General features: G+C 67.4%; 11 protein-coding genes, 1 tRNA gene and 1 pseudogene. 1 reads left to right on the forward strand and 12 read right to left on the reverse strand.

The window, feature by feature from the left end:
- The 7 genes and pseudogenes from WMK75_RS09635 to WMK75_RS09665 all read right to left on the reverse strand — a co-directional run.
- Positions 1-120: pseudogene (locus tag WMK75_RS09635) on the reverse strand (IS5/IS1182 family transposase); the annotation flags it as partial.
- Between the two features lie 329 nt (positions 121-449).
- Positions 450-525: transfer RNA gene (locus tag WMK75_RS09640), tRNA-Ala, on the reverse strand.
- 186 nt (positions 526-711) lie between these two features.
- Positions 712-1,539: an iron uptake system protein EfeO gene (gene efeO / locus WMK75_RS09645; RefSeq protein WP_347267467.1), complete on the reverse strand. Its 828-nt coding sequence runs from the start codon at positions 1,537-1,539 to the stop codon at positions 712-714.
- 42 nt (positions 1,540-1,581) lie between these two features.
- On the reverse strand, positions 1,582-2,871 hold the full coding sequence (gene efeB, locus WMK75_RS09650) for an iron uptake transporter deferrochelatase/peroxidase subunit (protein ID WP_347267468.1): 1,290 nt from the start codon (positions 2,869-2,871) through the stop codon (positions 1,582-1,584).
- Between the two features lies 1 nt (position 2,872).
- Positions 2,873-4,030, reverse strand: coding sequence for an iron uptake system protein EfeO (efeO, locus tag WMK75_RS09655; protein WP_347267469.1), 1,158 nt, complete (start codon positions 4,028-4,030; stop codon positions 2,873-2,875).
- Positions 4,027-4,875, reverse strand: coding sequence for an iron uptake transporter permease EfeU (gene efeU, locus WMK75_RS09660; protein WP_347267470.1), 849 nt, complete (start codon positions 4,873-4,875; stop codon positions 4,027-4,029). The genes efeO (WMK75_RS09655) and efeU overlap by 4 nt, the downstream gene beginning before the upstream one ends.
- A 147-nt stretch (positions 4,876-5,022) precedes the next feature.
- Positions 5,023-6,015 carry a glutathione S-transferase family protein gene (locus tag WMK75_RS09665; RefSeq protein ID WP_347267471.1) on the reverse strand — a complete coding sequence of 331 codons (993 nt, stop codon included), beginning with the start codon at positions 6,013-6,015 and terminating at the stop codon, positions 5,023-5,025.
- A 79-nt stretch (positions 6,016-6,094) separates the two neighbouring features.
- Here WMK75_RS09665 and WMK75_RS09670 point away from each other — a divergent pair, with 79 nt between their 5' ends.
- Positions 6,095-6,418 (forward strand): metalloregulator ArsR/SmtB family transcription factor, encoded by a 324-nt coding sequence (locus tag WMK75_RS09670; RefSeq protein WP_347267472.1) that lies wholly within the window; start codon positions 6,095-6,097, stop codon positions 6,416-6,418.
- On the opposite strand, the gene sulP is transcribed toward WMK75_RS09670, so the two are convergent.
- The 5 genes from sulP to WMK75_RS09695 form a co-directional block, all read right to left on the reverse strand.
- Positions 6,394-8,115: a sulfate permease gene (gene sulP, locus WMK75_RS09675; RefSeq protein ID WP_347267473.1), complete on the reverse strand. Its 1,722-nt coding sequence runs from the start codon at positions 8,113-8,115 to the stop codon at positions 6,394-6,396. The two genes, WMK75_RS09670 and sulP, sit on opposite strands and share 25 nt — an antisense overlap.
- Positions 8,112-8,519, reverse strand: a complete 408-nt coding sequence (locus WMK75_RS09680; RefSeq protein ID WP_347267474.1) for a DUF6691 family protein — start codon at positions 8,517-8,519, stop codon at positions 8,112-8,114. The genes sulP and WMK75_RS09680 overlap by 4 nt, the downstream gene beginning before the upstream one ends.
- Before the next feature lies 1 nt (position 8,520).
- Entirely contained in the window at positions 8,521-8,940 is a 420-nt protein-coding gene (locus tag WMK75_RS09685; RefSeq protein ID WP_347267475.1) for a YeeE/YedE family protein, read from the reverse strand.
- The gene (locus WMK75_RS09690) at positions 8,940-9,815 is read right to left on the reverse strand and encodes an MBL fold metallo-hydrolase (RefSeq protein ID WP_347267476.1); all 876 of its coding nucleotides are present in this window, start codon (positions 9,813-9,815) and stop codon (positions 8,940-8,942) included. The genes WMK75_RS09685 and WMK75_RS09690 overlap by 1 nt, the downstream gene beginning before the upstream one ends.
- A gap of 159 nt (positions 9,816-9,974) precedes the next feature.
- Positions 9,975-13,409 (reverse strand): pyruvate carboxylase, encoded by a 3,435-nt coding sequence (locus WMK75_RS09695; RefSeq protein WP_347267477.1) that lies wholly within the window; start codon positions 13,407-13,409, stop codon positions 9,975-9,977.
- Positions 13,410-13,448: the final 39 nt, after the last annotated feature.

Raw genomic sequence — 13,448 nt, forward strand, 5'->3', positions numbered from 1 at the left:
TTCAAGCCTTGGGCGGAATTCCTCCCAGGGCACGACGGCGTCGATCGCGACCAGCGGGTCTTTCTTGGCGTCCAGGCGCGCGTAGCGGTCTGAAAGATCAAAGAAACCCATCTGCGCCATCGTTACGCTCCACCTGCCGAATACCTCTGACACCTACCCCAGCCGCCCGGTCAGGGCAATTTTTCGAGGTGCCCAGAAGATCAAGGAGGCCCAACACCAAAAACTGAAAGCGGCAACGCAAACCCCGCCTGAAATGTTCGAACACTCACGCCGCATCCTCGCAAGAGCTTCATATACTTGAGAAAAAGGCGACATCACTGTTAGGCGGGCACTTCTTCGTGCCTGTTTCGCGACACCGCCGCGATATGCCCAAGGACGTGGCTTTCGAACACCAAATCCTACCTTGATCTTCAAAGCCTTAGGTGATGCTGAGGGAGGTGAATTAAGTTTGGTGGAGCCAAGGGGAGTCGAACCCCTGACCTCTTGAATGCCATTCAAGCGCTCTACCAACTGAGCTATGGCCCCACCGGAGGTCTGCAGCGCGGCGTCGCCGTCTGCGTGAGGCGTCGTATAGGGGGGGCGCCGGGGAGGCGCAAGCGGAAAAAGCCGCCCATGCCGGATAATTTTGCGGGCGCGGCGACTTGTGCGGAAACGGCGCGCAGGTGGGGCCGGGGCGGCATGGGGCCGCCCGGGCCGTGGCGCGGGGTGGGCTCAGCCGAGGCCGAGCTTGCCGCGCAGCGTCGAGAGATCCTCGGCCAGGGTATTTACCTTGGCCGCCAGCAGGTTGCGGTCCACGTCGGTGAGTTCCTCATAGGAGACATAGCCGCCCTCGGGGGTGCGGTATTTCGCCAGCACCTCGTCCACCGCCTGGAAGTTGCCGTCCACGCGGGCGACGAATTCCGCCTCGCTGCCGGCGATCAGCGGCCGCAGCAGGTCATAGATTTTTTTCGAACCGGCGAAGTTCGCGTCGAAATCCCACAGGTCGGTGTGGGAATAGCGGTCCTCCTCGCCCGAGATCTTGGTGGCGGCGACCTCCTCCATCAGCACGGCGGCGCCGCCGACGACGATTTCGGGCGGGAAGGTCAGACTGGCGATGCGCTTGTCCAGATCCTTCACATCCGCCAGCAGCTTGTCGGCATATTCGGCCAGACCCTCGGTCGAGTTCTTTTCCCACAGGCCGTATTCGATGCGGTGAAAGCCGGTGAAGCCAGGGTCGGCCTCGGCCTTTTCAAAATCGTCGGCGCGGGCGTCGATCGACACGTCGAGATCCGAGAACAGCTCGGCGATCGGCTCGACCTTTTCCCAGCTGACGCGGGTAGGCGCGAACAGCGCCTTGGCCTTTTCGACATCGCCCGCCTTCACGGCATCGGTGAAGGCCGTCACGTCGGTGATCAGCTGCGCGGTGTTCTCGGCCACATAGATCTTGTATTCGGCCAGGGGCGCCACAAGGTCCAGCGAGGGGTCCGCGGCCTTGGCCGTCATGCCCCAGCCGGCCAGCACCAACGCCAGTGCTGTCATGGCGGATTTTCGTTCAACCATCCCGTTTCCTTCCGGTTCTGCTTTGGTTTTCGGCTTGGCGGATCAGCTCTGCCTGGCTGCGGTGACAAGGGATGAGCCGAGATAGTCCCCCGGCCCGCTGACCCCCGGCAGGGCAAAGAAATAGCCGCCGCCGACGGGTTTGATGTATTCTTCCAGCGGCTCACCGTTCAGGCGGTTCTGCACGGTGATGAAGCCGGCCTCGAGATCGGCCTGCCAGGCGATGAACAGCAGCCCCTGGTCCAGCTGGCCGTTCTTCAGCGCGCCGCGCGAATAGTTGAAGGGGCGGCGCAGCATCAGGTTCTTCTGGCTGGCCGCGTCGCGCGGATTGGCGAGGCGGATGTGGGAATCCGTCGGCGTGGCCGCGCCGTCGGGGTCGGCGGCAAAATCGGGCACGTGATGTTCGGTGGCATGCGGCGCGTCCAGCGGTGCCCCGGTTTCCTTGGTGCGGCCGAAGATCTGTTCCTGTTCGCGCAACGGCGTGCGATCCCAGCGCTCGACCATGTTGCGGATGATGCGCACCGCCTGATAGCTGCCGCCATGCGCCCATTGCGGCTCCTCGGGGCTCGAGGTCCAGACGACGCGCGCCATCAGTTCCGCGTCATTGGCGTCGGGATTGGCCGAGCCGTCGCGGAATCCCAGGAAGTTGCGCGCACTGGGGGTCGAGCCGTCGGGCGCCGGCGCCACCGGCGGCACCGAGCCCTCGACCATCCAGCGCAGCACCAGAAACTCTGAGAGGTTCTTCACGATGTCGCGCAGGGCGTGGATATTGGTATCCTGCAGATTGGCGCAGAATTGCAGCGACAGGTCGCCATGGCACCATTCCGCCACCAGCGCGTCATTGCGAAACTGCACCATGCGCTGCAGTCGCGCCGGCTTGAGCCCGGCCAGCCAGGGCTGGTTCTGAAACAGCGAATCGCCCAGCGCCAGGGTGATGGTCAGGTTGTCGGGGGCGATCTCGCTGCCCAGCAGGCCGGAATCGGCCGGCGGCAGTTTGGGGTCGCGCTGCGGCACGCTGCCGCCCTGGGTCAGGAAGGCGGCGCGTTCGGTCAGCGCCTTCAGCATGCGCTCGAAATCGTCAAGCGAGGTCGCCACCACGTCGAAGGCGGCGACGATGCCGCTGGCCGGGCGCGGGGTGGTGATCCCGGCCTGATGCGTGCCATAGAAGGGCACGCTGCGCGCTGCGATCTCGGGGATCAGATGCGGCGCGTCATCGACATTGGGCAGCGCCTGCTGGGCGCGGGCGGGCAGGGCCAGCGCACCCATGGCGCCGATGCCGATCCCCTTGAGCAGGCTGCGGCGCGTCGCCGCCGGTCCGTGAGGCCTTGTCGTCATCTCAGTTGATCCCGATTGCAGGTTGCAGCTTGCGCAGATCGTCCGACAACCGCGTCAGTGCCGCGGCCAGGCTTTCGCGCTGTTCGGCGGGCATCTCGCCATAGCTCGCGTGGTCAAGCGCGCGCATGGCGGCGATCTGTCCGTCCACCGCGGCAATATCTTGACCGATGGCAGAGTCGAGCGCCGGGTCGACACCCGCGACCACCTGCCGCAGCAGACCGGCCAGCTTGCCGATGCCCTCCATGCTGGCGGCCAGGTCGTCAAGGTCGTTGCCGGCGTAAAGGTTCTCGCCCTGCGGCACCTGCGCCTGGGCGATCTGGATCGCGGCCTCGGCCGGCAGTTCGATCAGCAGCCCGGGATCCAGCGGCGTTTCCTTCAGCGGCGCGGCCAGCGCGCGCAGATCCGCCACCAGCTGATCGGCGACCGGCGCCAGACCTTCGGTGCTGGCATTGTGAAACAACCCGTATTCCAGCCGGTGATAGCCCGAGAAGGCCGGGTCCTGTTCGCGGTCCTTCAGATACAGCGCCTGCGGGTCGATGCGCCCTTCCAGGTCCGAGAATCGGCTGGCCAGCGGCTCGATGCGGCGATAGGGCAGGCGGGCCTCGCGCCAGGCGGCCTGGGCCGCCTCCAGATCGCCCGCGGCGATGGCGGCCTGCAGCGCCTCGGCGGCCTTCAGCGCGGCATTGCCCTGCATGACCAGATAGACGCGATATTCCGCCAGCGGCCCGAGGAACTTGCGCAGCGTCACCTCGGATGCCGCCTGCGCCGCCTCGTCCGAGGCGGTGACGCTGAGCGTGCCGCGCGGATTGGACAGCAGCCCGCAGGTGATGGCGTATTCCCCCGGCTGCAGCTGCACCTCCAGGGTGGTGCGATAGCCCGGGGCGATGTTCTCGCGCTCGGCCACGACCATGACGCCATCGAGGATTTCCCACTCGATCGGGCGGTCGCTGGCGTTCACGATCTCGAAGCGGCGCCGGCCGCCGGCCACGGTGATGGCATTGGGCTCGCAGGTGGTGGCCTTGACGGTGACCAGCTGATCGGCACCGATCGTGGTCGCGGCATTGCGCTGCGTCGCCAGCCAGAAGGCGACGCCGCCGGCCAGCACCAGCACCGCCGCGCCGGCGATCGCCAGGGACATGCCCCGCGAAGAAGAAGTCATGGTTTGCGTCCCGCGGTTTGGGCCTGTGCCGGCACGCTGCCCGACTGCGGCCGAAGGAAAAGCACCAGCGTCACCGCCAGGAAGATGCCCCAGACCAGCGCCTCGCCCAGGGTCGGCGCCTCGCGATAGCCAAGGACGCCCGACAGCACCGTGCCCAGGGCGCTGGATTCGGGCAGCACCGCGCCCAGGTCAAAGACGCGTTCCTGCATGCCGTTCCACAGCCCGGCCTCGTGCAGGGCGCGCAGGGATGTGCTCAGCAGCCCGGCTGCGACCAGCAGGATGAACACCCCGGTCCAGCGGAAAAAGCGCCGCAGGTCCAGCCGCAGCGCCCCGGCATAGATCGCCCAGCCCGCCGCGATCGCGACGGCCAGGCCCAGCAGCGCGCCGATGGGCGCCGCAGGGCCCTGGCTTTGCTGAAAGATCGCCAGCAGGAAGAACACCGATTCCAGCCCCTCGCGCGCCACGGCCAGGAATACCATGCCGATCAGCGCCCAGGTGCCGGCGGGGCCCTTGTGCGCCAGGGCCTCGTCGATCGAGGCGTGCAGTTCGGACTTGATGGTGCGCGAAGCGCGGCGCATCCAGAACACCATGCTGACCAGCACCACCACGGCGATCAGGCCGATCACCGCCTCGAACAGTTCCTGCGCCTTTTGCGGAAAGCTGGCGCTGATCAACTGGATCGCGGCGCCCGCGAACAGCGACACCGCCGCCGCCAGCAGCACCCCCAGCCAGATCGCGGGCAGCCACTCCTGGCGGCCGGTCTTGCGCAGATAGCCGGCGATGATGCCGACGATCAGGGCCGCCTCCAGCCCCTCGCGCAGCATGATCAGGAAGGGGGCAAGCATGGGACTTCTCCGGCTGTGTCTCGGTCACGGGACTGGCTGACAGGACGCGTCGACGGTCGAAGGGCCTTTGCTGCGGGCCTGCCGGGCCATCTGGCCCGACCCGAGTCAATACCCGAGCCGGAGGCAATGTCAATCCAGAGGGAAATCCTAGGGAAGCGGCGCGATCCGCTCGCGGCCATGCGGGGCGGTCCAGTCGATCAGCGGGTTGATCGGGATGATGCGGTGCGGATTGATCGTCGCATGGCTGTAGTGGTAGTGGCGCACGATATGGTCGAAATGCACGGTCTCGGCCACGCCGGGCCATTGGTAAAGCTCGCGCGCCCAGCCCCAGAGGCTGGGGTATTCCCGCAGCCAGGCGCGGTTGCACTTGAAATGCGTGTGATAGACCGGATCGAAGCGCACCATGGTGGTGAACAGCCGCCAGTCGGCCTCGGTCAGGCGGGGGCCGCACAGATAGCGGTTTGCCGCCAGATGCGCCTCGAGCCAGTCCATCTCGTGAAACAGCGCCGTCACCGCCTCGTCATAGGCGGGCTGCGAGGTGGCGAAGCCCGCCTTGTAGACGCCGTTGTTCACCCGCTCGTAGAGCCGTGCGTTCAGCGCGTCGATCTGGCCCAGCAGTTCGGGCGGGCAATAGTCGTCGCGGTTGCCGGTCAGCCCGTCGAAGGCCCTGTTGAACATGCGGATGATCTCGGCGCTTTCGTTGCTGACGATGCTCTCGGTCGCGCTGTCCCACAACACCGGCACGGTGACCCGCCCCGAGGCGCGGGGATCGACGCGCAGGTAAATATCCCGCAGGAAGGGCAGGCCGAACTGGCGATCGCCGGTGCTGCCGGGAAAGTCGGTGGCAAAGGTCCAGCCCTCGGCCAGCATGTCGGGATCGACGACCGAGACGCCGATATGGCGCTCCAGCCCCTTCAGGGCGCGAAAGATCAGCGTGCGATGCGCCCAGGGGCAGGCATATGAGACGTAGAGATGATAGCGGCCGCTGTCCGGGGCAAAGCCGCCCTTGCCGCTGGGGCCGGGCCGGCCGTCGCGGGTGATCCAGTTGCGATGCGTGGTGACGCTGCGCTGAAAGCGCCCGCCGCTGCTTTCGGTGTCATACCATTCGTCGCACCAGATACCGTCCACCAGCAGGCCCATGCCGTGATCCTCCGTGCCATTGGCCGCGCGCAAGGGGCGCGCATTGACGATATATTCGCATTCCTGTAGATTTTTGCAAATGAACGCCAGCTCTGATCCGGATACCATCGACCCCGAGGCGATGCGCGGCGCCGCCGACGCCGCCGGCACCTTCCTGAAATCGCTGGGCAATCCGCACCGGCTGCTGATCCTTTGCGCGCTGGGCAACGGCGAGCGCTCGGTGGGCGAACTGGCACATTTCCTGGGCATCCGCGATTCCACCGTGTCGCAGCATCTGGCGCTGCTGCGCCGCGAGGGCATCATCGCCGGCCGCCGCGACGGCCAGACCATCTGGTATCGCATCGAAAGCGAGCCGGCGCGGCGGGTGATCGCGGTGCTTTACGACAGTTTCTGCGCCCGCTGATCCTGGGCGCGCAGCCGGCTGACCGCCTGGTGCTGCGACAGAAAGACCTCGCCGCCCAGCTGCGACAGAAAGTCGCTGCGCCGCAGCCGGTCCATGACCGGGCCCTTGACCTCGCTCAGATGCAGCTTCACCCCGGATTCGCCGAGGCGGCGGTTGATCTCGGCAAGGCTTTCCAGGGCGCTGGCGTCAATATGGTTCACCGCCGGGCACATCAACACGACATGGCGCAGGCGCGGGTTGTCCGCCACCAGCGCCGCGATGCGGTCCTCAAGGAAGCGGGCATTGGCGAAATACAGGCTTTCGTCGACGCGCAGCGACAGGATCTCGGGCCAGGTCAGCACCTGGTGGCGGTCGATGTTGCGATAATGCTCGGTCCCCGGCACCTGGCCGACGATGGCCGAATGCGGGCGCGAACTGCGGTAAAGCTGCAAGATCAGCGACAAGGCGACGCCGGCGGTGATCCCCTGTTCCACCCCCAGGGTCAGGGTGGCGAGGATGGTGACACCCATGGCGGCGAAATCCTGGCGTGAATAGGCATGGACGCGGCGCATCGCCGGCAGGTCGACCAGCGCCAGCACGGCGAGGATGATGGTGGCGGCCAGCACCGCCTGCGGCAACTGCGCCAGCAGCGGCGTCAGAAACAGCGAGGCCATCGCGATGCCTAGGGCGGTGAAGAGCCCCGCCGCCGGCGTCTGCGCGCCCGCGTCGGCATTGACCACGGACCGGGCAAAGCCGCCGGTGACCGGGTAGCCGCCGCTCAGCCCGGCGGCGATATTGGCGGCGCCGAGGCCGATCAACTCCTGGTCGGGGGCGATGCGCTCGCGCCGCTGCGCCGCCAGCGTCTGCCCGACCGAGACCGATTCCACAAAGCCCACGACCGAGATCAGCCCTGCCGCCGGCGCCAGCGCCAGCAGCAGGTCGATCGACATGGGCGGCAGGCCCGGTTGCGGCAGGCCGCGCGGGATGGCGCCGACCAGCGCCACGCCGCGCGCCTCCAGATCCAGTGCCCGGACCAGCAAGATCGCCGCCGCGATCGCCAGCAGCGGCGCGGCGCGCGCCAGCATGTCGGCCAGCCGGGGCGGCAGGCCGAGGCGCCGCAGCCCGGGCCGCGCCCAGCGTCGCGCCGCATGAAGAAAGCCCAGCGATCCCAGGCCGATGGCCATGGTCCATGGGTTGGTCTGCCCGATCCGCTGCCACAGCGCGGCGGCGATCGAGGGCAGGGTGGTGCCCGGGGCCGCCACGCCCAGCATGTGCCCGGCCTGGCCGGCGGCGATCAGGATGCCCGAGGCGGTGATGAAGCCCGAGATGACCGGATGGCTGAGGAAATTCGCCAGGAACCCCAGCCGCAGCGCGCCCGCCAGCAGCAGCATGGCGCCCGAGAGCAGCGCCAGCGCCAGCGCCGCCTGCAAGGGCCCGGCCAGCCCTGCCTGCACCACCGGCCCGATGGCCGAGGCGGTCATCAGGGACACCACCGCCACCGGCCCCACCGCCAGCACCCGTGAGGTGCCGAAGGCCGCATAGGCCACCAGCGGCAGGATCGAGGCGTAAAGCCCGACCTCGGGCGGCAGCCCCGCCAGCATGGCATAGGCCAGGCTTTGCGGGATCAGCATGATCGTCACGATCGCCGCCGCCAGCAGGTCCGCCGCCAGCGCCGTGCTGCCATAGCCGCGCGCCCAGTGCCGCACCGGCAGCATCATGCGCGCAGTCGCCGGGCGATGGCGATACCGGCCAGCATGGCGCCGACAAAGATCAGCGCATCGGGCTGGCCCAGCCCCAGCGCCGGGATCGAGGCTCCGGGGCAAAAGCCGGCGATGCCCCAGCCCACCCCGAACAGGCCCGAGCCGAGGATCAGCGCCGGGTCCAGGTCGCGCCGCGTCGGCAACTGGAAGGCCGGCGCCAGCAGCGGCTGCGTCCGGCGCAGAACCAGGCGATAGCCGATCATCGCGACCGCCAGCGCGCCGCCCATGACAAAGGCGAGCGAAGGGTCCCAGTTGCCGGCGATGTCAAAGAAATCCAGCACCTTGGCCGGGCTGATCATGCCCGAGACCGCGATGCCGGCGCCAAAGACCAGCCCGCAGGCCAATGCAACCAGCAGCTGCATGTCAGAACCCTCCAATCACATGGCGGATGACATAGACGGTGATGCCCGCGCTCAGCATGAAGCTTGCCGTCGCCACCAGCGAACGCGGCGACAGCCGGGCATTGCCGCAGATCCCGTGCCCCGAGGTGCAGCCGCCGCCATAGCTGACGCCGATGCCGACGACAAGCCCGCCGATGACCAGCCCCGGCCATGGCACCGGGCTGGCAAAGCCGATGGGCAGGCCCAGCGCCGCCAGCCCGGCTGGCGCCAGAACCGCGCCCAGAAGGAAAGCGGCGCGCCAGCCGCGCTCGGGGCCGAAGACCATGCCGGACAGGATACCGGTCATGCCCGCCACCCGGCCAAGCGTCGCCATCAGCAGCACCGCGGCAAAGCCGATCAGCGCCCCGCCCAGGGCCGAGGCGAAGGGGGTGAAATTTTCCATCACCAGGCCGCCTCGAACAGGTTCAGCGGGATCTTCAGATAGCGCCTTCCGTTCGATTCCGGGGCCGGCAGGCGGCCGCCATTGGTGTTCACCTGGAGCGCGTGCAGGATCAACCGTGGCATGGGCAGGCTGCGGTCGCGCGCCTCGCGCGCGGCGACGAACTCGGCCTCGCTGCGGTATTTTGCCATGTGGATGTTCTTGGCCTTCTGCTCGGCCACGGTCGATTCCCAGGCCGCGGCCCGGCCGCCCGGGCAATAGTCATGGCCGGTAAAGATGCGCGTCCGCTCGGGCAGCGCCAGGATCGCCTGCAGCGAGTGCCACAGCGCGCTGGCGCTGCCACCCGGGAAATCGGCGCGCGCCGTGCCGCTGTCGGGCATGAAGATCGTGTCATGCACGAAGGCCGCGTCGCCGATGACATAGGTGATCGAGGCGAGCGTATGCCCGGGCGAGAACATCACCCGCACCGGGATGCTGCCCAGCATGAAACTGTCGCCATCCTCGAACAGCCGGTCCCATTGCGAGCCGTCGGTGGCCATGTCGGGCAGGTTGTAATAGCCCTGCCACAGCTTTTGCACCGCGACCACCTGCGCGCCGATGCCGGTGGGCGCGCCGGTGCGCGTCTTCAGCCAGGCCGCTGCCGAAAGATGGTCGGCATGGGGATGGGTATCAAGGATCCAGGCCAGGCTGTAGCCCCTGTCGGCGATGAACTGCAGCATGCGCGCGGCCTCGGTGGTGGCGGTGGCGCCGGATTTCTCGTCATAGTCCAGCACCGGGTCGATGATGGCGCATTGTCCGGTGGCGGGATCGGCGACGACATATTGCACCGAACCGGTGCGCGGTTCGTAAAACGCCGTCACTTCGGGAGAGTCGGTCATGGCATGGCCTCATGTCTGCATCGTCGGGTTTCCGCAGCTGTATATACGTTAAAACGAATATACGCAATGGTGAATATTGCGGGTGCGGCCGGAACGAAACCGCCCGCGGCATGGCGCGGGCGGGGCAGGTACAGGGCGGGTGCCGGGGTGGGGCCGGGGCTATTCGATCTCGATCAGCAGGTCCTTGGCGTCGATGCTCTGGCCGGGGCTGACGTGCAGCGCCTTGATCACCCCGGCGCGGTCGGCATGGATGCCGGTCTCCATCTTCATCGCCTCGATGGTCAGCAGCATGGCGCCCACGCCGACCTTCTGCCCGGCCGTAACCGCGACCGAGGCGACGACGCCGGGCATCGGCGCGCCGACATGGCAGCCATTGCCCGGATCGGCCTTGGGCCGGGCCCGGGTCTGGGACTTGACCAGCCGGTTCGGCACCCGGATCACCCGGGGCTGGCCGTTCAATTCGAAGAACACCCGCACCTCGCCCTGGTCGTCGGTGTCGCCGATGGCCTGCAGGCGGATTTCCAGCGTCTTGCCGGGGTCGATCTCGACCGAGATCTCCTCGCCCGGCTCCATGCCGTAAAAGAAGGTGGGCGTGGGCAGGGTGCGCACCGGCCCGTATTGCCGGTGCCGGCCCATGTAGTCGAGAAACACCTTGGGATACATCAGATAGCCGTGCAGGTCCTCGTCATCGACAGGCTTGCCCTCAAGCAGGCGGCTCACCTCGGCGCGGGTGGCCTCCAGATCGACCGGGGCCATGCTGGCGCCGGGGCGGGTCAGCAGCGGCACCTCGCCCTTCAGCACCTTCTTTTGCAGCATTGCGGGCCAGCCGCCCGGGGGCTGGCCCAGATTGCCGCGCATCATGTCCACCACGGAATCGGGAAAGGCGACCTCGATTGCCGGATCCTCGACCTGCGCGCGGCTCAGCCCCTGGGCCACCATCATCAGCGCCATGTCGCCCACCACCTTGGAGCTGGGGGTGACCTTGACGATGTCGCCGAACATCTGGTTCACCTCGGCATAGGTGCGGGCGACCTCGTGCCAGCGGTCCTCAAGGCCGAGGCTGCGCGCCTGCGCCTTGAGATTGGTGAACTGGCCTCCTGGCATCTCGTGCAGCCAGACTTCCGAGGCCGGCGCCTGCAGGCCGGATTCGAAGGCCGCATACTGGCCCCTGACCGCCTCCCAATAGTTCGAGATCTGGCGGATCGCCGCCATGTCGAGGCCGGTGTCGCGTTCGGTGTGGCGCAGGGCCTCGACCACGGAACCCAGGCAGGGCTGCGATGTATTGCCCGAAAGCGCGTCCATGGCGCAATCCACCGCATCCACCCCGGCTGCGGCGGCAGCCAGGATGGTGGCGCCGGAAATGCCGCCGGTGTCGTGGGTGTGGAAATGGACGGGCAGGCCCACTTCCTCTTTCAGGGCGCGCACGAGGATGCTGGCCGAGGCGGGTTTCAACAGCCCCGCCATGTCCTTCAGTCCCAGCACATGCGCACCGGCATCCTTCAGGCCGCGCGCCATGCCGACATAGTATTTCAGGTCGTATTTCGCGCGGCCTGGGTCCAGCAGATCGCCGGTATAGCAGATCGTGCCTTCGCAGATCTTGCCCGACGCGATCACCGCATCCATGGCGACGCGCATGTTCTCGACCCAGTTCAGGCTGTCAAAGACCCGGAACACATCGACCCCGGTCGCCGCCGCCTGGTCCACGAAGCCTTGCACGACATTGTCGGGATAATTGGTATAGCCGACGCCATTGCTGGCGCGCAGCAGCATCTGCGTCAGCAGGTTCGGCATGCGGGCGCGGATGTCGCGCAGCCGCTGCCAGGGACATTCCTGCAAGAAGCGGTAGGCCACGTCGAAGGTAGCGCCGCCCCAGCATTCGACGGAAAACAGTCCCGGCAGGTTCGCGGCATAGCTGGGCGCCACCCGGATCATGTCGATACTGCGCATGCGCGTGGCAAGCAGGCTTTGATGGCCGTCGCGCATCGAAGTGTCGGTGATCAGCAGCCGCTTTTCGCCCAGCATCCAGTCGGCGACGGCCTTCGCGCCCTTCGCCTCCAGCAGCTGGCGCGTGCCGGGGGCGGGGGTGGCCTTCGGCGCGGGGGGCAGGGGCTTGCGCGCCTCGGCGGCGGGCAAGGCGCGGCCGGCAGTCTCGGGGTGGCCGTTCACCGAAATATCGGCGATATAGATCAACAGCTTGGTCGCGCGGTCGCGGCGCTTCCTGAACGCGAACAGATCCGCCGTCGTGTCGATGAACTTGGTGGTATAGGTGTCGTTCAGGAAGGTCGGGTGTTTCAGCAGGTTGATGACGAATTCGATATTCGTCGCCACGCCGCGCACGCGGAATTCGCGCAGCGCCCGGTCCATGCGGGCGATGGCCTTTTCCGGCGTCTGGCCATGCGCCGTCACCTTGACCAGCAGCGAATCATAGAATCGCGTGATCACCCCGCCGGAATAGGCGGTGCCACCGTCCAGGCGGATGCCATTGCCGGTGGCGCTGCGATAGGCGGTGATGCGGCCATAGTCGGGGATGAAATTGTTCAGCGGATCCTCGGTCGTGACCCGGCATTGCAGCGCGTGGCCCTGCAGGCGGATGTCCTCCTGCCGGGCGACGCCGGTGGCCTCGGCGAGCGTCGCGCCCTCACTGATCTGGATCTGGGACTGCACGATGTCGATGCCGGTGACTTCTTCGGTCACCGTATGCTCGACCTGCACGCGCGGGTTCACCTCGATGAAGTAGAAACGGCCGTCGTCCATATCCATCAGGAATTCGACGGTGCCGGCGTTCTGATAGCCGACGGCGCGGCCGATCTTCAGCGCCAGATCGCAGACCTCGGCGCGCTGTTCGGGGGTCAGATAGGGGGCGGGGGCGCGCTCGACCACCTTCTGGTTGCGCCGCTGCACTGTGCAGTCGCGTTCGTAAAGATGGTAAAGCCCGCCGTGGCTATCGCCCAGCAGCTGCACCTCGACATGGCGGGCGCGCAGGATCATCCTCTCCAGATAGCCCTCGCCATTGCCGAAGGCGGCCTCGGCCTCGCGCCTTCCCTCGCGCAGCTTCTCGGGCAGTTCCTCGGGCGACATGATCGGGCGCATGCCGCGCCCGCCGCCGCCCCAGCTGGCCTTCAGCATCAGCGGATAGCCGATTGCCGCCGCCTCGGCGCGGATGGCGTCCATGTCGTCGCCCAGCACCTCGGTCGCCGGGATCACCGGCACGCCGGCCGCGATGGCCACGCGCCGGGCGCTGGCCTTGTCGCCAAGGGCGCGCATCGTCGCCGCGGTCGGGCCGATGAAGGCGATGCCGGCAGCCACGCAGGCATCGACGAAGTCGGGGTTTTCGCTAAGCAGCCCATAGCCCGGATGGATGGCGTCGGCGCCCGATTCCCGGGCGACGCGGATGATTTCGGCAATGGACAGATAGGCCGCCACCGGCCCCAGCCCCTCGCCGATGCGGTAGGCCTCATCCGCCTTGAAGCGGTGCAGGCCCAGCTTGTCCTCCTCGGCATAGACGGCGACCGTCTTCTTGCCCAGTTCGTTGGCCGCCCGCATCACGCGAATGGCGATTTCGCCGCGATTCGCAATCAGGATCTTCTGAAACATTGCCGTCCCCCCATGTTTGCCCGCCCCGCAGTCTATGTT

It is taken from the genome of Paracoccus sp. (in: a-proteobacteria) (assembly GCF_039808215.1).
Taxonomy (GTDB): domain Bacteria; phylum Pseudomonadota; class Alphaproteobacteria; order Rhodobacterales; family Rhodobacteraceae; genus Paracoccus.

Excerpts from the sequence above, each read along its gene's own strand:
- WMK75_RS09670 (WP_347267472.1), top strand. The coding sequence starts at position 6,095 with ATGAACGCCAGCTCTGATCCGGATACCATCGACCCCGAGGCGATGCGC.
- WMK75_RS09695 (WP_347267477.1), bottom strand. The coding sequence starts at position 13,409 with ATGTTTCAGAAGATCCTGATTGCGAATCGCGGCGAAATCGCCATTCGC.
- WMK75_RS09680 (WP_347267474.1), bottom strand. The coding sequence starts at position 8,519 with ATGCAGCTGCTGGTTGCATTGGCCTGCGGGCTGGTCTTTGGCGCCGGC.
- WMK75_RS09685 (WP_347267475.1), bottom strand. The coding sequence starts at position 8,940 with ATGGAAAATTTCACCCCCTTCGCCTCGGCCCTGGGCGGGGCGCTGATC.
- WMK75_RS09665 (WP_347267471.1), bottom strand. The coding sequence starts at position 6,015 with ATGGGCCTGCTGGTGGACGGTATCTGGTGCGACGAATGGTATGACACC.
- sulP (WP_347267473.1), bottom strand. The coding sequence starts at position 8,115 with ATGATGCTGCCGGTGCGGCACTGGGCGCGCGGCTATGGCAGCACGGCG.
- efeU (WP_347267470.1), bottom strand. The coding sequence starts at position 4,875 with ATGCTTGCCCCCTTCCTGATCATGCTGCGCGAGGGGCTGGAGGCGGCC.
- WMK75_RS09690 (WP_347267476.1), bottom strand. The coding sequence starts at position 9,815 with ATGACCGACTCTCCCGAAGTGACGGCGTTTTACGAACCGCGCACCGGT.
- efeO (WP_347267469.1), bottom strand. The coding sequence starts at position 4,030 with ATGACTTCTTCTTCGCGGGGCATGTCCCTGGCGATCGCCGGCGCGGCG.
- efeB (WP_347267468.1), bottom strand. The coding sequence starts at position 2,871 with ATGACGACAAGGCCTCACGGACCGGCGGCGACGCGCCGCAGCCTGCTC.
- efeO (WP_347267467.1), bottom strand. The coding sequence starts at position 1,539 with ATGGTTGAACGAAAATCCGCCATGACAGCACTGGCGTTGGTGCTGGCC.